The organism is Acidobacteriota bacterium, from assembly GCA_016700075.1.
In the GTDB taxonomy this organism is placed as follows: Bacteria; Acidobacteriota; Blastocatellia; order Pyrinomonadales; family Pyrinomonadaceae; genus OLB17.
Map to the genome: position 1 here is coordinate 3,193,092 of CP065000.1, position 20,459 is coordinate 3,213,550.

18 protein-coding genes and 1 CRISPR repeat array are annotated in these 20,459 nt (G+C 53.6%); of the genes, 3 read left to right on the forward strand and 15 right to left on the reverse strand.

The features are described from left to right. The first annotated feature begins 63 nt into the window (after positions 1-63). The gene (locus IPM50_14505; protein QQS32844.1) at positions 64-567 is read left to right on the forward strand and encodes a hypothetical protein; all 504 of its coding nucleotides are present in this window, start codon (positions 64-66) and stop codon (positions 565-567) included. A 6-nt stretch (positions 568-573) separates the two neighbouring features. Here the strand turns inward: IPM50_14505 and IPM50_14510 are convergent, their stop codons facing one another. The 7 genes from IPM50_14510 to IPM50_14540 form a co-directional block, all read right to left on the reverse strand. Further along, positions 574-1,515, reverse strand: a complete 942-nt coding sequence (locus IPM50_14510) for an ABC transporter ATP-binding protein (protein QQS32845.1) — start codon at positions 1,513-1,515, stop codon at positions 574-576. A gap of 3 nt (positions 1,516-1,518) precedes the next feature. Continuing rightward, on the reverse strand, positions 1,519-2,451 hold the full coding sequence (locus tag IPM50_14515; protein ID QQS32846.1) for a hypothetical protein: 933 nt from the start codon (positions 2,449-2,451) through the stop codon (positions 1,519-1,521). Next, on the reverse strand, positions 2,448-3,233 hold the full coding sequence (locus tag IPM50_14520) for an ABC transporter permease subunit (GenBank protein ID QQS32847.1): 786 nt from the start codon (positions 3,231-3,233) through the stop codon (positions 2,448-2,450). Before IPM50_14520 ends, IPM50_14515 begins: the two co-directional genes overlap by 4 nt. Positions 3,234-3,300: 67 nt before the next feature. Further along, positions 3,301-5,226, reverse strand: a complete 1,926-nt coding sequence (locus tag IPM50_14525) for an O-antigen ligase family protein (GenBank protein QQS32848.1) — start codon at positions 5,224-5,226, stop codon at positions 3,301-3,303. A gap of 109 nt (positions 5,227-5,335) precedes the next feature. After that, entirely contained in the window at positions 5,336-5,845 is a 510-nt protein-coding gene (locus tag IPM50_14530) for a prepilin-type N-terminal cleavage/methylation domain-containing protein (protein ID QQS32849.1), read from the reverse strand. A 261-nt stretch (positions 5,846-6,106) separates the two neighbouring features. Next, positions 6,107-7,501 carry a sigma-54-dependent Fis family transcriptional regulator gene (locus tag IPM50_14535; GenBank protein ID QQS32850.1) on the reverse strand — a complete coding sequence of 465 codons (1,395 nt, stop codon included), beginning with the start codon at positions 7,499-7,501 and terminating at the stop codon, positions 6,107-6,109. Positions 7,502-7,579: 78 nt separating this feature from the next. After that, positions 7,580-9,316 carry a PAS domain S-box protein gene (locus IPM50_14540; GenBank protein QQS32851.1) on the reverse strand — a complete coding sequence of 579 codons (1,737 nt, stop codon included), beginning with the start codon at positions 9,314-9,316 and terminating at the stop codon, positions 7,580-7,582. A 36-nt stretch (positions 9,317-9,352) separates the two neighbouring features. Between IPM50_14540 and IPM50_14545 the strand changes: the two genes are divergently transcribed. Then, on the forward strand, positions 9,353-9,706 hold the full coding sequence (locus tag IPM50_14545; GenBank protein QQS32852.1) for a phosphomannose isomerase type II C-terminal cupin domain: 354 nt from the start codon (positions 9,353-9,355) through the stop codon (positions 9,704-9,706). On the opposite strand, the gene IPM50_14550 is transcribed toward IPM50_14545, so the two are convergent. From IPM50_14550 to IPM50_14560, 3 genes are all read right to left on the reverse strand, one after another. After that, a complete protein-coding gene (locus tag IPM50_14550) occupies positions 9,677-10,225 on the reverse strand; it encodes an HAD family hydrolase (GenBank protein ID QQS32853.1) in 549 nt (182 codons plus the stop codon). The genes IPM50_14545 and IPM50_14550 overlap by 30 nt on opposite strands. Beyond that, complete coding sequence (waaF, locus tag IPM50_14555) at positions 10,197-11,273, reverse strand: lipopolysaccharide heptosyltransferase II (protein QQS32854.1); 1,077 nt, start codon at positions 11,271-11,273, stop codon at positions 10,197-10,199. The genes IPM50_14550 and waaF overlap by 29 nt, the downstream gene beginning before the upstream one ends. 78 nt (positions 11,274-11,351) lie before the next feature. Further along, positions 11,352-12,194, reverse strand: a complete 843-nt coding sequence (locus tag IPM50_14560) for an NAD(P)-dependent oxidoreductase (protein QQS32855.1) — start codon at positions 12,192-12,194, stop codon at positions 11,352-11,354. 119 nt (positions 12,195-12,313) lie between these two features. On the opposite strand from IPM50_14560, the gene IPM50_14565 reads away from it, so the two are divergent. After that, positions 12,314-15,094 carry a PBP1A family penicillin-binding protein gene (locus tag IPM50_14565; GenBank protein ID QQS32856.1) on the forward strand — a complete coding sequence of 927 codons (2,781 nt, stop codon included), beginning with the start codon at positions 12,314-12,316 and terminating at the stop codon, positions 15,092-15,094. A gap of 497 nt (positions 15,095-15,591) precedes the next feature. Here IPM50_14565 and IPM50_14570 read toward each other — a convergent pair whose 3' ends face one another. The 5 genes from IPM50_14570 to cas1 all read right to left on the reverse strand — a co-directional run bounded on the left by IPM50_14570 (position 15,592) and on the right by cas1 (position 20,453). Next, entirely contained in the window at positions 15,592-16,353 is a 762-nt protein-coding gene (locus tag IPM50_14570) for a hypothetical protein (protein ID QQS32857.1), read from the reverse strand. A 128-nt stretch (positions 16,354-16,481) separates the two neighbouring features. Continuing rightward, positions 16,482-16,835, reverse strand: a complete 354-nt coding sequence (locus IPM50_14575; protein ID QQS32858.1) for a hypothetical protein — start codon at positions 16,833-16,835, stop codon at positions 16,482-16,484. 3 nt (positions 16,836-16,838) lie between these two features. Further along, positions 16,839-17,027 (reverse strand): hypothetical protein, encoded by a 189-nt coding sequence (locus IPM50_14580; GenBank protein ID QQS32859.1) that lies wholly within the window; start codon positions 17,025-17,027, stop codon positions 16,839-16,841. A gap of 74 nt (positions 17,028-17,101) precedes the next feature. Beyond that, positions 17,102-19,167: a CRISPR direct-repeat array (repeat unit 36 nt; unit sequence GTTGTGAGTTGTTCCGATTCTCTTATCTGCTAAACT). A gap of 48 nt (positions 19,168-19,215) precedes the next feature. After that, entirely contained in the window at positions 19,216-19,548 is a 333-nt protein-coding gene (cas2, locus tag IPM50_14585) for a CRISPR-associated endonuclease Cas2 (protein QQS32860.1), read from the reverse strand. After that, the gene (cas1, locus tag IPM50_14590; GenBank protein QQS32861.1) at positions 19,545-20,453 is read right to left on the reverse strand and encodes a type II CRISPR-associated endonuclease Cas1; all 909 of its coding nucleotides are present in this window, start codon (positions 20,451-20,453) and stop codon (positions 19,545-19,547) included. Before cas1 ends, cas2 begins: the two co-directional genes overlap by 4 nt. Positions 20,454-20,459 lie beyond the last annotated feature (6 nt).

Below are 20,459 nucleotides of genomic sequence, written 5' to 3' on the forward strand. Positions count from 1 at the left end.
TCAGCACGCCGGCTTCAGAATGCAGATGCCGGAACGGAATGTTTTTGGGGTAGAATCGAATCTATGGAAGAGATGTTCAAAACTGAGCCAAAACGGGGAAATACGAAGGTCTTTGCGATCGGCGGGCTTATTGGAGCGGTATTTTTGGGTGCGGCAATCTGGTATTTGTCGCTGACACCGTCGATGGAAGTTCAGATCGAGAATATCCTGGCCGGAGCTTATCGCGAAGGCTCGCCCGAATACGATGAATTGAACAAGGACATAGTGATCTCGACCGACCCGAAAACAGTTCAATCGCCGACAGGCATGGGCACCATCGCAATGTATATACACGGAAATATCTACAACAAAGGCCCGAGAATAATAAAGGCTCTTGAAGTGCGGGCGGCCGTTGTCACGCAGTTTCAGGAAGTGTTGAGGGAGCGAAAGATGCTGGTCGTTCCGGTTCAGAAAAGTGAGCTCGGACCCGGCGAGACCATTCCGATAACTTTGTCGATCGACGGTTTTCAGAAAAGTGACGACCGAGCGGACATACGCTGGAAGGTCACCGCGATACGAGCGGAATAATCGCGGTCAGTCATTGCTTTCTTTTACAAAAAGGTCTTCGAGCGACTGTTTTACAGGCTGAACGGAGATGAGGCTGCCGCCGTGCCGGCGAGTGACGGCGAGAACAGCCTCGAGATCTGATTCATCAGAGATCTGAATGGCGACACCGTTCGGCTTTTGAAAGAGCTCCGCTCCGGCTATCAGATCGACCTCGTCCTTTATAATATCCGCCCTGACACTCTGAACGTTGACCTCAAGTACACGTTCTCCCTCATGCCCGGCGAGCAAGTCTGCAAGGTCGCCTGCGGCGGCGAGCTTTCCTTTGCGGAGTATCGCGACCTCGTCGCACAGGGCCTCAATGTCTGCGAGAATGTGCGTGGACATAAAAACGGTCGTTCCTTTATCGCGAAGGCCTGCGATGAGTTCGCGAATCTCTCGGCGGCCGACCGGGTCGAGCCCACTCATCGGTTCATCGAAAAATACGACCTCAGGATCATTCAGAAGTGCCTGCGCCAGGCCGACACGCTGCAGCATTCCTTTTGAGAATTTACGAAGCTGCTTGCCGCGGTCCCTGACATCGAGACCGACGGAATCTAAAAGCAATTCAGCTTTGTCGGCACGCTCTGCCGGGTCCATACCGAAAAGCTCGCCAAAGTGAGAAAGAAGTTCGCGTGCGGTCAGGTAATCATAAAAATACGGATTTTCCGGACAATAGCCGATGCGGCGGTGCATCTGGACATCGGCGATGTCATGACCGAGTATGGTGGCGGAACCTGCGGAAGGGAACTGAAGGCGCATCAACGTTTTGATGGTCGTCGTCTTGCCGGCACCGTTGCCGCCGAGAAAACCGAAGATGATCCCGCGGCGGACCTTCAGTGTCAGGTCCTCCAACGCACGGACCTTCCTCTTTCGCCAAAAGCCGGTCTCGTAGTCCTTTGTCAGGCCGTTGATTTCTATCGCGTATTCCATGATTCAGAAAGGCAGTTTCGTCTTTTCGGGGTCTAACCCTACCTCGCAACGCTTCGGATTGAGTAAGTATGGTGCATCGCTCGGATCGACAAGGCGATTCGCTTTATCGACGCGAAACTGCCTGCCGCCGGGCAGCTTCACGTTCATCAATTCTTGCGTGACCTCGCCGAAATTTGACGGGCAGCGGCCGTTCCTTTCGCGAAACTCCGTCAAGACCTGATTTATCGAATCGCGTTCGTCGAACCAGTCGAGTTCTGCAAGACGGCGTTCGGCGGTAATGCGGACGTTTTGGTCGTCAGAAGTTTCGAGCATTTCGCTGAAGATCGCACGAGCAGTATCGCGGCTGCCGCCTTGGCTGCGCATCATCGCTGCCATCATTTTCATAAAGGGCGAAGCTTCGGCAACCTGCGAACCGCGTTCGTATGTGTCGGCCGCCTTTGTGTGGTCACCGAGACGCCAATAAATGTAGCCAAGATGCTGATAAAGCCGCCAGCTTTCGGGATTGTTGGCGATGCCTTTTTCAGCCAGAGCGATAGCTTTGTGCGGGTCGATCGCAGGCAGAACGATAGCTCCATAGCTGTAGGCGGCGATGAACTGCGGATCAAGGTCGGTCGCATTATCGAGCAGCGGATACAGAAGCCGCGGATTAAGCGATCGAAGGTCATCGAGATTGATGTTCTCATCCTTACTCCCGATGATCTTGTCGCCGATATACTGCAGTGAGCGTATGAAATACCAGTCAGCAATCAGGCCTTCGGCACCGAATGCAAAGCCTTTGACGCGTGCTCCCAGAAACTCAAGGTCGTTGTCAACGTAAGAGTCAGCCAAGCGCGGACGGCGTTCCTCGATAAAGCCGGTCAGACCATAAACGGCGCCGAAACCTGCGGCCACGATGACTGCGGGCAGTAGAAATGTTGTTAACCGGCTTCGTGTCATTTGAAATTTCGCCGCGAGAAAATAACGACCGTGACCGTAATAAGAATGATGTTGTAAACGACCGCGTAAACTATCGAACCGCCGAGCATCGCGGAATTCGGCGTCATACCGTTCGCCGCTTCGGTAGCGAAACTGAAATGGCTGAAATTAGGCATGATGTAGTAAAGCCCTGAAAATAGAACCTTTGCTGCTTCGGATGCCATGTCACGAGACAATTCGCGAAGAGCTGTGCTGAAATGCCCGATCACAAAAACCAAAAATGTAAGCAATGCTGAAAGTGCAGGCGTAGAGAACGACGAAAAAAGTATTGCGACCGCGGTGATGATAGTGAGTTCAACAAAGATCAGTAGCACCGTCGGCCAGATCGATGCGGCGAGTGAGGAATTGCCGACATAAAGCAACGCGAGTGACACGCCGACGCCCATCACGATGGTATTCAATAATAGCGTCGCAGAAAGGCCGATGAATTTGCCGATGATGTATTCGCCTCGGCCGACAGGTTTAGAGAAAATAGCGTAAACCGTCCGCTTTTCAATTTCTTTCCAAACCAGGCTGACGCCTACGAATATCGCAATGAACGTCCCGAAGATCAGCATCGCCGTCAGTCCGAGATTGACTATGACGCGGGCTTCCTGACCGGCAGTTAGTTCGCCTAGGAATATCGCACTAGCGGTGATCAGCAGTACAAAGACGATGAGGTTGTAGAGGACGCGGTCGCGCACCGCTTCGCGAAAGGCGTTTTTCGCGACGGCCAAGATCCGTGGCAGAGATCCAGCAGGCATTTTCGACATTGTTCTGAGAGCAAAGCCCGAAAGCCATCGGGCAAACGTATTCTAGCAAAAATGTCAGCTATTGATAAGGTATCGGTTCGACGTATTGTGTAACGGCCGATGCGGGGCGAAGGTCTGCAGGTTTTGCTATAGTTTTGTCTTTCTCAGCAGTGTAAAATGCAGCCGTCGCGCCTTCACGCAGTAGAAGCAGCCAGCCGCTTGCCTGTTTAGAGTTTATCGCCAACGCTTTTTCCTCTTGTCGAACGGCTTCGTCGGGACGGCCTTGCTTCTGAAGAAACTCCGTATATACGGCATTGAGATAGACCGATCGAGGATAAATACTCAGGCCGCGGAGCAAAGCATTCTCCGCGTCATTTATTGCACCTGTCTTTTCGTATGAACGGGCTAGCTGAACGAAAGTGTCTGAGGTCGCGATACCAAGCTTTACTGCCTTGCTGAAATTATAGGCTGCCGCTTCATGTTCGCCGTCGGCTGCCTTGCGGCCCGCGAGAATATAGAAAGCACCTGCATAGCCGGGATCGAAAAGAAACGCCCTGCGGAATTGTTCCTCATAGTGATGCTGCTCTGCTCGCTCTGCCTGATAGACGAAATATTCGGCTGCGGCCCGAGTCACGGAGAAAATGCCCAATGCGACAGAAGCGGCGATTATCAGAGTCGGAAGTGCCAATGCCGGCAGTTGCCGTTCAGTCCGCTTTTTCTTTTCGATGTGACCGATGAGCAGACCTAAGACGACAGAAAAGACGACGCCATTTTGGATAGAGCGGAATGAAAACGAGCTTGTCAGCGAACTGAGAGCAAACGCGGACAAACCGCCGATCGCTGCGGCAGCGAAAGGCGTAATACGTAAACGCCGCCGCCGCAGATTACTTAAGAATCGCATTTTGAAGAGAGCAAATGGAATGCAAAACAAAACGAAACCGGCGATCCCGAGTTCCGATAATATCTGGAAATACTCATTATGAGCCCTTTCGATCAAATAATCTTCGGCGATCTCCGCCGTCGGGCTGTCAGGGCTACTGTCCCTATATGCACGTCTCGCTTCGGTTACGTTTACGCCAAAATTGTCGGCCCCTACTCCAAGGATCGGCTGTTGACGAAACAGGGCAAACGCGAGCTGCCACGTGAACTTTCGCATCTCGATGTTGGTGTTGTCCGGGTCTACGCTGCCGCTGATGTAGGCCGTTGTTGACGGAACCTGTGAGAAGTATGTGAATACGGCCTGGGTGCCGACAGTTAGTACAAGCCAGATCGCGGCTATGATCACTGCCGGTTTTCGGCTCCGTTTACCGCCGAGGACGAGCATCAATGCCGTGAACAATATCATTCCCGCGATGCCGGCAACGAATGCACCGCGGCTGAGCGAGAGCATCACGGCAAGCCAGTTCAGCGACGCGACAGCTATGAGAAGTATTTTGAGCCGCTTGGTCTTTGACCATAAAGCGGCCGCCCACAGCAATGGCATGAATGTCACGAGCATTTCAGCGTACTTGCCGTAGCGGATGCGGATCGTTCCCTCGCTAACCGCAAACTCAACGACCGACAGATGATCTATAACGGTAAAGAGACCGATGATGATCGTGATGGAGACAAACAGCTTGAACGCGAAGTCTGTTGTTGAGAGCTTCGAGAAAATGAGAAGGACGCAAATGTAGAAAAGCCACAGAAGGGAATGATGAGCTACTCCCGCTGTGCTGTCGGCCCACAGGGCAGACACTACACTAAACGCCGCAAAAACCAAGAAAGAGATCACCGTGCTATTGAGGGTTAACTCGATCGCAGAGTCTTTGCTGCGATATTTCGTTAGCAGCCATGTCCCAACGATGATCCCGAATGCCGAAAGAAACAGCTCTACCTTGTACGGCTGCGCAGGACGGATCGAAGCGTGAGGATAGGTCGCAAGCAATGAACACAATCCTGCTGCCAGCAGAAAGGGATAGGCCCATGCGAGAAGATTGGAATCTGATCTGGAGGCAGATGGCGGCATTTGAGATAAATAGGCGGATCACCTATCGAGTGATAGTAACACGCCGCAAAAACATCAAAAAAAGGGAGCCCTTTCGGACTCCCTTGAAGTGGCTTATGCCGCGGTGCTATTAGTTGCTGAGCGGTGTTGCCGTTCCGACTGTTGCCAGCGTGAAGGCTGTACCAAGGTTGGCGGCAGTTGCGTCAGCAACCATGACGCCATTGGTCGCGATACCGAAGCGGCGAGCACCCGTCTGGGTTACACCGGTAGTGGTAGTCGGATTAGCTGAGAAAAAGAACTCTGCCGGTGCGGTCGTCGATGCAGCAACGCGGCCTCCGACGAAGTTGTATCCGCTCTTGGTACCGGTCGCCAGAACTGAATCGACGAGTCCGGGGGTTCCGAGTTCGGTAAGTGCTAGGACAGTACCGGCACCAACGTCACCGGCGTAGTTGCCGTTGCCGTAGGTCGAAGCATACGTCATCTGAGCACCATGCAATGTACGCATGGCCGAGATGGCCGATCCTTCGTTAGCCGAGCGGCGGGCCGCCAGCAGGTTGGGGATTGCGATCGCTGCGATGATGCCGATGATCACGACGACGATCAAAAGTTCGATAAGCGAGAAGCCTTTCTGATTTTTCATTTGGTTTACGATCTCCTGAAGTTTCGAAAAAATGTTGTACCTTTCCCAGGCCGCTAGATTATTAACAATAGGTGTGCCACATCGCGGACGAAGTCCGGTGTGGCCTGTAAATATAATGAATGCAACACTTAGCGAATTTGCGAAGGCCGTCCGCTATGCAGGGGTGTCGGTCGCGACCGTATTTTCTAACACTATTTGTGAGCCGGACGCTGACAGAAAATGGCAGTTTTAAAGTGAATCAGCAGTGGACCGTTGAAATTTTCAATCGCTGCTCCGCATTTGAGCAGAAAGGCTGCGGATACTGTGTTTGTCCAAAAGGTGCCGCAGCGAGCGAACCGGCATCCTGAGTAGTTCGGCGGCTTTCGTCTGATTTCCGCCGCTCTGCCGTAGAGCCTCGACAACGTAGGTCTTTTCGAGGTTTTCCAGGTGGCTCATCAGGTCGATGCCGTCATCGGGAAGGCTGAATTCCGACCTTATTCGATCGGGATTATAGTTAGTAATGTGGGTCGGGAGCTGTTCGGGCTGGATCTCAGCGGTCCGTTCGAGAGCGACCGCACGCTCGATGGTATGCTCCAGTTCGCGGACATTTCCGTGCCAAGAATAGTTCTCCAGCAGTTGGGCGGTTCGGGGCGATATCCCAAGTTCTTTGCCGGACTGGTCACAGAACTTGCGAACGAAATGCTCGATCAAAGCAGGAATGTCCTCTTTACGGTCACGCAGCGGCGGCAGATCGATCGGGATGACAGATATCCGGTAAAAAAGGTCCTCTCGGAACGTGCCGTCCTCCGCCATACGCTTCAGATCTCGATTCGTCGCCGCGATCACACGGGAATCTATCGGTATTTCATCATGGGCGCCAACCGGCCGCACGCGGCGTTCCTGCAGTACGCGGAGCAGTTTGACCTGCATCGCGGGCGACATTTCACCGATCTCGTCTAAAAAAATGGTGCCGCCATTCGCCGCCTCAAAAAGTCCTTTGCGGTCGGTATTCGCGCCGGTGAACGAACCTTTTTTGTATCCGAACAGCTCAGATTCGAGAAGCGTCTCGGTGAAAGCACCGCAGTTAATTGATATGAAAGGCTTGTCGGCACGCGGGCTCATACTGTGAATTGCTCGAGCGACAAGCTCTTTTCCGGTTCCGCTCTCACCGGTAACAAGCACGGTTGACTGTACTTCGGCGACAGTCTCGATCATTTGAAAGATCGCGTGCATCTTTGCAGAACTGCCGACGATGTTGCCGATGCTGCCGCGTTCACGCTGTGCACGTTTGAACGCCCGGTTCTCATTCACCAACGCCTGTTTTTCGAGCGTTTTAGCAATGATGACCTTTAGTTCCTCGACGTCAAAAGGCTTTTCGATGAAATCATCCGCTCCGAGTTTGAAGGCATCACGAGCAGTCTCTACCGACGAATGCGCCGTCATCAGTACAACGCCGACATCGGGATTTCGCTCGCGCACGTTACGAAGCAGCTCAATACCGTCCATATCGGGCATGCGGACATCTGTCAGCACTACGTCTGCCCGCTCTGCTTCGAGCATTTCGAGTGCCTGAATACCGTTGAAAGCGGTACGCACGGCGTAGCCTTCCTCGCGAAATACGAGTTCCAACACCTGTCTAAGGCTCTGTTCGTCGTCAACGATAATGATGTTTGGCATCTGATTCGGGCTAATTTTTTGCTGAAGTGTCAGGCACGGGAACGTTAAACACCATTTTTACTGATAAATCTTCCAAATTCAAGAGTTTTCGGTCTCTTTTGTGTTTCGCACTTTCAAAAATTCGATGATCTTCGCGTTGCCGTCGTCATTTTTTGCGGAACGGCGGCCCATCGGAAGGTCGATGCTTATCGTAGTTCCGGAACCTACTTTGCTGCGTACGTTGATCGCTCCGTTGTGGTCTTTGACTATCTGGTACACGATGGATAAGCCCAGGCCGGTGCCGCCGGTCGTTGATTCGGAGAAAGGCTCGAACAAACGTTCCACCTGCTCCTGCGACATGCCGCGGCCGGAGTCGGACAGGGTGATGCGAACGCGGTGATTCGGAAGCGTGTTTAAGCCTATCGTGAGCCTTCCGCCGCCGGGCATTGCCTGCAGAGCGTTCCTGGAAAGATTCCAAAAGATCTGCTTCAACTGAGCCGCATCGGCATAGACGATGACAGGAAGATCAGGCAGATCGACGGAAAATTCGTGGTTGTCCTGAACGTCCGGGCCGTGTTTTATAAGTGTTATGGTCTCTTCGATCAATGCGACCATTTCGACCTCTGCAAAGTCGGCCGCCGCAGGCCGCGCATAGTTGAGGAAATTGGTTATGATCTTGTTGAGACGATCAGATTCCTTGAGGACGATTTCCATCAAACTGTCCCTTGACGTCTCCGAGATCGTCTTGGATCCGAGCATTTGGATCGCTCCTTTCATCGCTCCGAGCGGATTGCGGATCTCGTGTGCGAGCCCCGCGGCAATGCGTCCGACGGCGGCTAGGCGATCTTTGCGCCTTATACTCTCTTCCATAGACCGAATTTCTGTCAGATCCTGAAATGTGATTATCAGTCCCGATGCCTCATTGTCTTCCGAGAACAGCAGCGACACGCTGAAGCCGATCCGCACCGCGAAACCTTCAGGCGTGGTAAGGTCGGTCTCAAAACGCGGCAGTTGTTCTCCTTCGCCAGCGGCGGCAAGCGAAAGATCGATCTGTTCCTGTATGTCGCCGAAAAGGTCGCCGATGGGCCTGCCCTGAACCTGATCAAGCCGGTAGCCCGTGATCTCTGTCGCAGCGGCATTGAAGGTATAGATGATGCCGTCAAGGTCCGTCGTTACAAGGCCTGAACGGATGGATTCGACGATACGTTCGTGCAATGCCCGCAAGGAGGCGAGCGTTTTGGCGGTTTCGGCGAGTTCTTCACCTGACGACCGTCGTTCCGAAAGTCGGGACGCCAAAAGACCGACGACCAGCAGAGCGACCACTTGAAAACTGACGATCTGGATGGCCTTGCCGATAGCCTGCACGGTTCCTGAGCTTTCAATGACGGCCGCAGCGGAAAGCGAACTGAGTAGTACGAAGCAGAACGAACACCAAACTGCAAGAAAAAGTGTCGGCATCGGGCGAAGGAAAAAGCTTGCGACGCCAATAAGAACGATGTAAAGCGTGATATACGGCGAGGTCAGATCACCCGTCCGCCAGATGAGCCAGGTTATCAAAAGCGAATCCAACAGGAACTGGACGGTCAGTTGCGCCGTGTAAGCCCGACCAAGTCGCAGCACAAAGAAATACGCAATGGTCAATCCGACCGAGATCACAAAAACGATAAACAGGCCCTGCGGGATCGAATCGAGTGAGACTTTCAGCGTGCCGCTCTGCCAATACCAACTCGCGATCAGCATCAAAAAGATCGCAAGCAGGCGCCCGATAATGAGCGTCTGCATCCGCTGGACCTCACGCGGATTGGATGTGGATTCGATTTCGTCTAGACTGTTCATACGAAACGGCCTATGGATGCGGCAGAACCTCAGAAAATGACAAACGGCACAGTGAAGAAACCATGGGGCAGCTTCACGCAATTGGACTCGGGCGAAAATTTTTCGGTGAAACGGATCGAGGTCTTGCCGGGTGCGAGGCTTAGCTATCAGCAGCACAGCCGTCGTGCCGAACATTGGTACGTCGTCCGCGGCATAGCTAAAGTAACACTAAACGGAAGCGATATTCTAGTCAGGCCCGGCGAGTCGGTCGAGATAGGCGTCGGCGACAGCCATCGTGCCGAGAACATCGACGCAAATGAGACACTTGTTTTCATCGAGGTGCAGACCGGAGACTATTTCGGCGAGGACGATATCATCCGCCTAGAGGACGATTTCGGCCGAGCGGGCTAGGATTATCTCAGCGGCTTCGCCGAGGTCGTCTGTTATGACATCGGCAACGCCGCCGATCGATTCAGAATGTGCGGCCCCATAGCCGGTCCTTACCAGGATCGTCTGTACTCCCGCGTTTTTCCCTGCCTCCATATCGATCTTTTTGTCGCCTATCATCCACGATGCCGCGATCTCGATCGCATGGTCGGTTTCGGCCTGCAGGAACATTCCCGTTCCGGGTTTGCGGCAATCGCAGCCCGCGACAGGCATATGCGGACAAAAATAGAATCCGTCGATCAGTGAATTGATCCTTTCCTGCAGCGCATCATGGATCGCGTGCATGTCGGCTTCGGTATAGAGTCCGCGTCCGATGCCCGATTGATTCGTAACGACGATCAGCAGGAATCCCGCGTCCTTTAGCCGCTGCAAAGCGTGTTTCGTGTAGTCAAAAACGCGGAGGTGTTCTACCTCGCTGAGAAAATTCACTTCTTCGATCAGCGTTCCGTCGCGGTCAAGAAAAACCGCCGGGCGTTTCGTCATTTCTATCATCAATTTGGGTTAGTGCGGCCCGCGAGGCCTCGAATATCTCATCGACCGAGATACGCGTCATGCATCGATGATCAATAGGGCAGTCGCGCAGCATGCACGGCGAACATTCTACATCTTTTCGCACTATGAGTGCATTAAGCGAATATGGACGTGTAGTTTCGTGCTTTGTCGGGCCGAAAATTACGATGGTCGGCTTATCGACCGCGGCCGCTACGTGGGCGAGCCCCATATCATTCGCGACGAGCAGATCTGCCAACGCGAGAATAGCGACAGCTTCGGAAAGGGTTGTCCTGCCTGTCAGATCGATGAGCCGCGAACTGGAATGTTCCTGCACCTTAGCTGCGGCGTCCGAATCTTCTTCCGAACCGACAAGGATCACAGATGCACCAAGTTCTCCACTAAGTCTGTCGGCGAGAGCGGCATATCGCTCAGCCGGCCAGCGTTTTGCACGCGAATTTTGCGAGCCGATACCGAGAGCGACTATCGGACTCGTCGCCGTGACGCCATTTGAATGCAATAGTTCGCGTGCGGTAGCCCTTCTGTCATCGGACACGTCAATAGAAATATCAGGCTCACCCGCCGATTCGATGGATCTGCTGCCCAGTACGCGGCGTTCGACCTCGGCGGCAAGGTGCAGATAGTAATAGACCTCGTGTCGGCGGCCTTTCCATTCCGGAACAGGTACTGGATCGGTAAGCAGCAGCCCTCGAAGGTCTTTGTTGTAACCGATGCGGCGGGGAATTTTGGTCAGCAGCGTCGTGAGGGCCGATTCGAACGAATTCGGAAAAAGTACAGCGAGATCGTACTTGTCGTCGCGCAAGAAACGCGAATTATCGAGCACATCTTTGATGGCCCACTTGTGACGGTCGTATGTGACTATATCGTCTATGAAATCCGCGTCCTGAAACAGCCCTTCCGCCCAGGACCGCGTGTGCAGCGAAATCAACGCATCGGGAAAGACCCGCCGCAGAGCTTTGAGCGCCGGAACGCTCATCACCGCGTCACCAACCCAGTTTGTGCCTCGAACGAGAATTTTCATGAATCAGTTTTTTCAACGCAAAGTCGCAAAGATGCGAAGACGGAAAGGGTTGGGTCAAAGGCCATTTGCGTCTTTGCGTTAAAAAAGTGTCTGTAATCCATCTTCAAGACCGATCTTCGGGCGCCAGCCGAGTTCGTGATCCGCAAGCGTGATGTCCGTGACGTAGTTCATTGGAACGGGGTCGGGCAGAGGGTTTTCTTCATCGATCAATGCCTCAAGGCCCGAAACTTCCTCCATTTTAGCGACGAGTTCACCGAGCGTAAGTGCATTCGCACGGCCGCCGCCGATGTTGTAAAGTCCATGGCGTATTGCCGAATCCGTAAACGCCTCGCAAGCTGAAGCAAGATCATTTACATGCAAAATGTCTCGCCGCGGCCGCCCGCCGCCTGGCAGGCGAATGCGTTCACCCATATTTATCTGACGTGCGTAATGGCCGACGAAATTCGGCAGATTGCCTTCGGAATTCGGGGCGTAAATGGTCGAAAGCCGGAAGATGCAGGAACGGATATTGAGCTGATGCGTGTAATATTCGACGTAGCGTTCGGCGATGAGCTTTGACCATTCAAGCGGTGACTGGCCGGCGTATGCGGTCGGGCATGTCTCGGGAACAGCGTCGAAATTGTCGGCGAAACGCCCGTAAACGTCCTTTGTAGATGCGAAGATGAACACAGCATTCTCACGCATATGCATCAGCACGTTAACGGCTCCTTCGGTGTTCGTGCGAAAGATGGAGTCGGCATTTTCGGGGTTTCGATCCATCTCGGCAGCAAGATGAATGACGACGTCGTACTCTGCGGCAATGGAACAATCAGTTTCGTATAGTACGTCGCGTCCCGAACGCCGCGAAAGGTCGTCAGCACCGAAATGCCTGACCAAATGCGTGCCCAGATAGCCGCTGCCGCCTGTGACGATAACTTTCACAGTTCAATTAAAGGCGATAAATTGCTGGACAGCAAGGGAGCGGTGTCTATAGAATTCTAGTTTGAGGCCCGACAGGGCCGCTCGTCATTTCTCTCCTGCTGTTCCGCCGCCCCCGGAAGATGCCAGATCAAAACATCGTAAAATCAGGCAGATCAAAATTGCCGCCCAGAGGCTGGGTGCGTTCCCGCCGCGGCGTTGCTTACAAGGCACCGCCGCCGACGCGTTGGCAGCGGTTTCACCGAACCGTATTCAATGTGTGGACGGTGTCGGCGGTACTGTTTCTTGGCCTCGGCATATTTTTGACGCTCGCGTATTTCTGGTTCGAATTCTCTGACCGCATCGACCGCAGGCTGCTGGCAGGCGACGTCTTCACGGCAACGGCGGGAATCTACTCCGCACCGAAAACGCTGCGTGTCGGCGAAACCATCTCAAAGAACGAACTGATCGACTACTTAAGATCGGCAGGCTATATAGAACGAAACGACAAAGCGGACGCCTCCAGAAGCCGCTATGCGATCGACGGCGACGTGGTCGGCATCGAGCCCGGCCTGACCGCGATCATCGACGGTAAGAAGGCTTTCCCCGCAGTTTCCGTAAAATTCACCAAGGACCAGAAAAGCGTCGAGGCTATCGGCGACCGCGACAGCGGCCAGCAGATCCGCGAGGTGCTAGTGGAGCCGAAAATTCTCAGTTCCATCGCGGCCGAAGGCGACGGCCGGCGAAAGACCGTTACGTTCAATGATCTGCCGCCGCATCTTGTAAAGGCGATCATCACTACCGAGGATCGGGCGTTCTTTGAACATTACGGCGTCAATTTCCGAGGCATTGCGCGGGCGTTGTGGCGGCGTTATGAGGGCGACGAAGCTTCGCCGGTCGCAAATCAGGGCGGCTCGTCCATCACGCAGCAGCTTGTGAAAAATCTTCTGCTGACACGTGACCAGACCATCGAGCGAAAGGTCACCGAAGCCTACATGTCTCTCATTCTGGAGACGCGGCTGTCGAAGCAGGAGATCTTTACGCTCTACGCAAATCAGATCTATCTCGGCCAGCAGACGGGCGTGGCGATCTACGGGGTCGGCGAAGCGGCGAACGCTTATTTCGGCAAAGACGTATCGCAACTGACGCTGCCTGAGGCGGCGTTCATCGCGGGCGTTATTCGCAGCCCGAATCGCTACACGCCGTACAAATATCCCGACAAAGCTAAAGAACGACGCAATCAGGTGCTTTCGGATATGCTCGAGGCCGGCGAGATATCGCAGGCTGAGTTTGCAGAGGCACGCAAGGCCGAGATCGTCCTGAAACAAATTTCAAACACGCGCGACCTGCAGGGAATGCCGTATTTTTCGCAGTACGTCGTCGATCAGGTCCCAAAGGTCGTCAATGATCCCGAAGCTCTCCAGCATCTGCGTGTTTACACGTCGATCGACCCCGACCTGCAGCGTATCGCTTACGAAACGGTCGCAAAACGCCTGACCGCTCTCGACAAGAAATTTCCCAAAAAGACCGGGCTCAATGCCTCGCTCGTCGCGATCAAACCAAAGACCGGCGAGATCGTGGCGATGATCGGCGGGCGTGATTACCTGGAAAATCAGTTCAACCGTGCGACCGATGCGCAGCGACAGCCCGGCTCTGTATTCAAACCGTTCGTTTATCTAGCGGCGATCAACTCGGCATACGATTCCAGCACTCGGCAGTTTACGGCGGCGAGCATTTTCAAGGACGAAAAGAAGACGTTCACCTTCGGCAACGATTCTTATTCGCCGGGGAATTTCGGCGACTTTTTCTCGAATCAGGACACAACGCTCCGCGATGCATTGGTCAAGAGCAAGAATGTCATCGCCGTCGATGTGGCGATGCAGCTAAACATCGGCCGCGTGATGAACCTCGCCGCAAAGGCGGGCCTGCCGAAGGTCGAAAAGGCGTATCCCTCGATGGCTCTCGGCACCGCAGAGGCGACGCCGCTGCAGGTCGCGACGGGCTATACCACATTCGCAAATCTCGGCGACCGCACCGCACCGATGCCGATCACGCGCGTCGCTTCCGGCGACGGCCGCACGGTCAATCAGGTGATGCCTGACAAAAAGAACGTCGTCCGGCCCGATGTTGCCTACATCATGAACGACATGATGAAGGACGTGATCAACCGCGGCACCGCGGCACAGCTCGGCGGATGGGGCTTTCGCAATGAGGCCGGGAAGCGTGCCTTTGCAGGCAAGACCGGCACGTCGCGTGACGGCTGGTTCGCGGGATTCACGCCTGAGATCGTCTGCGTGGTTTACGTCGGTTTTGATAACGGCGACGACCTCGGGTTGAAAGGCTCCGATTCGGCGATGCCGATATGGGCGGATTTTATGAAAGAGGCCGTCCGGCTGCATCCTGACTACAACGGCGACTGGACGATGCCCGCCAACGTCCGCAAGGCCGAGATCGACATCCGCAACGGATCGCTCATTCGCGAACTCGACGCGACGCCCACGCCCGACGCCACGCCGCTGCCTTCGCCGAGCATCGATCCGGAACTTCAACAGTACCTCGATCCCGAACCGACGCCGCCGGTCGAGGTTTTCGTGACGAACGTCCCTGCGGAATTTCGCCGTATCGAGCTTTTCATCGCAGGCACCGTTCCGAACCGCTCACTGTTGCCCGTAGACGAGGTCGGCAATGTCCCGATACCGAACCCGGACGCGACAGCCACGCCCATCACGCAATCCTGGCAGGACGCCAGCGAAGGCCGCACGCCGCCGCCCACGCCCGAACCCGACGACAACGAGCAGCCCGGCGTCACCGTCAGCGTCTGCTTCCTCACAGGCATGCGAGCGACCGTGAACTGCCGCGACAAAGAATCCCGCACCTACAAACCCGGCACCGAGCCGAAAGAATTCTGCACATTTCATAGGTAAGAGTGAAGGGTAGAGAGTGGAGAGTCGGACCGCAGTCTGCCAGCCTGCTACTTTGCCGGACCGCAGGCTGCCAGCCTGCAACTTCGTCGGACCGCAGGCTGCCAGCCTGCAACTTCGTCGGACCGCAGTCTGCCAGCCTGCAACTTCGTCGGACCGCAGGCTGCCAGCCTGCAACTTCGTCGGACCGCAGGCTGCCAGCCTGCTACTTCGTCGGACCGCAGTCTGCCAGCCTGCTACTTTGCCGGGTCCGCGTAGCGGACGTCAGAATGTAGCCACGGGTGTAAACCCGTGGAAAGGCCGCGATCATTTATTTCGCTCTTTCAAGGGGAGCAACAATGCCGGCGAACCGTTCGACCCCTTCAGGGTCGGATCCGTTCTAACGCAACAACCTGGGGTTGCGGCCTTCGGTCTTACCCCAGGCTATTTTCGTTGTCCCCGTTGGGGACGCCATAAAAAAGCCCGCTTCCCGCGGGCCTCTCTCCACTCTCCACTCGATCTTACGGTGTTGTCTGCACGGTCACGGTATCGGACCATTCGCCGACGGCGTTGTCGCCGACGAGATATCTGGCACGCAGAGCGACCATACGCGGCAGCTCGTCCTGATTTTGCGGTATGGTTATTTCGATGGGCGAACGCGTAAAGCGCCCCTGATCCTGCCAGTTGCCTTTATCGACCGACGTCTGCAGCGAAACGCCCGAGAACCGCCCTTTCTTAAATTTGACGAAGATGACATTGCCCGGATCCGTTGTCGCGGAAAGCGTCGGCTGTGCGTTGTCGGGCGATATGCTTTGCGCTTTTTTCGGAATGATCCCGAGTGCCTCGCCTTCTTCGTCAGTATAGCCGGGCGACAGGCGAATGCGTTTCACCAGCGTGTCCAGCCGCTCATAAATGCCCTGCGGCACAGGCGTGCCGGGCTGAATATTGCCTATAGTCGGAAAATCCGGCGTCGTACCGTTGACGTCGCCTTCCGTCACGACACGCCGAAACGCGCGGGCGGCATCTGCGTAATTCTCTATCGTCTCCAGATTGTCGCCCAGGAACTGCATCATCGCGTTGTCGTCCTGCACCTGCTGCAGATCCGCGTTTGCAAAACCGAGAGCCGAATACAGCGTCGCAAACGCCGTCGCGAACGTGTTGTACCAAGCCACCCTGTCTGCCCAATTTGTCGGAAACCATTTATCTGACGGTATCATGTGTCGTCCCTCCAAAGTTTTGATCTCTGCCGGCGGCAGGATAGACACCGCGTGGGCGTCTAGCATCTACCGCCGACATTTCAGCGACAGAGAACGACAAGAAATTTTTGCGATGTTTGGGAGTTCAAGTGCGGCTTTGGGAGTTTTGCGAACAAAACACCTTAGAAGCAGATTTGCCCGAGCCTCAGAACATTTCAAACGGGCAAAACCACTCCGCGCCGACGCAGAGCGCCTTCACACGAGCAATTTCCGATCGTTTCTGTTCTGAGAATTCGAAAGTTAACACAATTTCGCGGCGGATTGCAACACTTTTTCTTTACGCCCGCACAATTTCTCGACGCCGAGGCTCTATTACGCCGCACGGTGTCGCGATCACTCGACGCCTTTTCATCATCACGCGACACCTTGACGCTATCACGCGACGCCTTTTCATCATCACGCAACGCCCGTCCGCCTTCACGCGACGCCTTTTCGCTATCACGCAACGCCTTTTCGCTATCACGCAACGCCTTTTCGCTATCACGCAACGCCTTTTCGCTATCACGCAACGCTTATTCGCTATCACGCGACGCCTTTTCGCCTTCACGCAACGCCTTCTCGCCTTCACGCAACGCCTTTTCGCTATCACGCAACGCCTTTCTGCCGCCCCAAATCACGGCCAAAACAACAAAAAGCCCGTAAACACGGGCTTTTGCGTGAAATTGGATCGCTTTTTGGGCGTGGGCGTCGAAATGCGTCAAGATCGTCCACCTTATTCACCGCGGCGGCAACGCAGCCGGCTCGGACAATGGCCCTTGGGGCCTTGATCCGAGCCGACGTGAGTTGTTCCGATTCTCTTATCTGCTAAACTACAGCAGCGAATGAAGCAGCTTTTATTTGGGTTGTGAGTTGTTCCGATTCTCTTATCTGCTAAACTTGCCATTTGCTGTTAATAACAGTCCATTCCGTTGTGAGTTGTTCCGATTCTCTTATCTGCTAAACTAGCAGTGTCGTTCGGTGCGGACCTTGAGTGTTGTGAGTTGTTCCGATTCTCTTATCTGCTAAACTTGCTTCGCAATGAACTCGGCGGCGGTTATGTTGTGAGTTGTTCCGATTCTCTTATCTGCTAAACTTGAACGCCGCGAGGCGGTTGGTCTTGCGCAGTTGTGAGTTGTTCCGATTCTCTTATCTGCTAAACTTGCTGTCTAACGCATCCAAGCCCTGCCCGCGTTGTGAGTTGTTCCGATTCTCTTATCTGCTAAACTTTGCGGCAATTATGGAAAGTAGGCAAGCGGTTGTGAGTTGTTCCGATTCTCTTATCTGCTAAACTGATGCACCCTGATTGGTGCCGCTCGATACGGTTGTGAGTTGTTCCGATTCTCTTATCTGCTAAACTGGTCGCTCCATTCGTTCGCAATCGCGTCCGTTGTGAGTTGTTCCGATTCTCTTATCTGCTAAACTGGCTATGCAGATGGGCCCGCATAGACGCAAGTTGTGAGTTGTTCCGATTCTCTTATCTGCTAAACTTGGTGATGAAGCTACTTCCGAGTCCGGAGGTTGTGAGTTGTTCCGATTCTCTTATCTGCTAAACTATCGCCGCGACGATATCCTTCTTTTCCAGTGTTGTGAGTTGTTCCGATTCTCTTATCTGCTAAACTATGCCAGACTGCGGCAGCTTGCCGGAGGAAGTTGTGAGTTGTTCCGATTCTCTTATCTGCTAAACTGGTCATCCGCTACTTCACGCATATAAGGGGTTGTGAGTTGTTCCGATTCTCTTATCTGCTAAACTGGCGGCTGGCGAGCATCTTTCCAAACCTGAGTTGTGAGTTGTTCCGATTCTCTTATCTGCTAAACTTACGGGGATCGCAAGCAAATAATAATTCAAGTTGTGAGTTGTTCCGATTCTCTTATCTGCTAAACTTCGAACAGTTGCATCTCAATTTTCGTTTGTTGTGAGTTGTTCCGATTCTCTTATCTGCTAAACTGAACGCTCCTTCATCAAGGTTCATCGACGGTTGTGAGTTGTTCCGATTCTCTTATCTGCTAAACTTCAAGCACAGCGTGAAGCGGAACGTCTCGAGTTGTGAGTTGTTCCGATTCTCTTATCTGCTAAACTCGCAAAGGCGACATTTGACACGGCGGCGGCGTTGTGAGTTGTTCCGATTCTCTTATCTGCTAAACTTCAATCCGTGGCGTGGATGCACAAAAGTCTGTTGTGAGTTGTTCCGATTCTCTTATCTGCTAAACTCAAAACAGAACTCGAACGATTAAAGGGCGTTGTGAGTTGTTCCGATTCTCTTATCTGCTAAACTTTTACTTCGTTTTTTTATAAAACCGTGTGTGTTGTGAGTTGTTCCGATTCTCTTATCTGCTAAACTGGTGCCGAACGTCCTATTCGCGTTCAAGATGTTGTGAGTTGTTCCGATTCTCTTATCTGCTAAACTCATCCTTTGTGTTTACATACGCTGTGTGCGTTGTGAGTTGTTCCGATTCTCTTATCTGCTAAACTTGCCAAAAGTGCTGAAGCAATTGCTTTTGTGTTGTGAGTTGTTCCGATTCTCTTATCTGCTAAACTTAATGGCTCGTGTTTGGCGTGATGAGTTGCGTTGTGAGTTGTTCCGATTCTCTTATCTGCTAAACTCCGTGAAGTCGTTCGCCTGACGCTGCCGGAGTTGTGAGTTGTTCCGATTCTCTTATCTGCTAAACTTTTGACGGCGACATTATTGCGGACGGCGTGTTGTGAGTTGTTCCGATTCTCTTATCTGCTAAACTATTAGATATCGAATCAAACAAACACTAGGGTTGTGAGTTGTTCCGATTCTCTTATCTGCTAAACTTGTAGCCAAGTAAGGCCGCACACGTTGCGTTGTGAGTTGTTCCGATTCTCTTATCTGCTAAACTACGTCGGCCGCAACTGACAGAGAGAAATGAAGATACCGCCGTTTCGGTTCAGAAAAAACTGAGCTGAAGCGGCGGTTCCTCAGTCTTTCGGGGGCGTTTTCCGTAAAATGTCTGCATTCGTGCATATTGTTTTTCGGTAACCCTGAGGATCCGAACGTTTCCTTTTTCCGGTAGGGACATTATAACACGCTTTTCATGCACATTTGCGTTCTCCTCGCTGGGGCAGTGACGCCCGTAAACCGAGAACTGCAGCATCATAAAGCCGTCGTCGAGAAGCATCTTGCGAAACCGGGCGTAACGCTTGCGGTCAAGCTTTGTTTCGGTCGGGAGATCGAACATTACAACCATCCACACAGTGTCGAGCCCTCCAAAAATTCTCATAGCGTCGGTATTGTCGGGCGTTCGGCCTCGCCCGTGATGACCTGTTTAATTGACGCGGCATAGTAAGAGATCGCCGTCAGCATCGGGAGCCTTCTGCCGCCAAAGCTGCAGTCTTCGCCCAGTAGTTTGAGCAGGTCCTGCTTTGTCGGGCGGCCGAGGTCCAATATCCTTTCCGATCCGTCGTCATAGGGCCGCTGTTCGCTGGAAATGCAGTGCACACGCAGATCGACAAACGGCCTTAACGGTTCGATCACGTCATCAGCAAGCGGAAATGTGTTGTATTGATTGGAATGTTTTATGCCGAGACCGGGATGAAGCCCCGTTCCCACGAGTGCCCGTGCGACCGAAGCACGGATAACCGCGTAGCCGTAGTTGAGCAGCTTATTCTCACCATCGCCAAACCTCTCGCGGCGAAATTCCGGGCCGAAAAGCTTTTGCCAATATATCCTGGCCGCCTGTGCCTCCAGATTATCAGGATCGCCGCTGCGGACGCGTTTGGACATCTCGCTGAGCCGTGTGCCGCCTTTGAGCAGCGAATCAAGGACCTTTGATTGATTTTGTATCTTTGCCGCAATGATCGCGGACCACAGTCTTTTCTTTGCGGGCTGCGAGATGCCGACCTGCGAGCTCAGGACCTTGGTTTGTATGGTATGGCCGCTGAAAGGTACCGTGACCGATGAAGGTAGATGCTTGTCGTCGGTAAAAACGACCGCCACGTTCTGTTCGGCAAGCAGCCGCATCACGCCGCTGGAGACGGTCAAGTCCTGACTGTCGAAGATCAGAACACCGAGGTCCTCGACCGGAACGCTGCCGATCTTTGCCCCGTCCTTTTCAATTACAAGCTGGCGGTTGCGGGAATGCACAAAACAGCCGGTGGTCGATATCTCAACGGTTCGCTTTATCATTTGTCC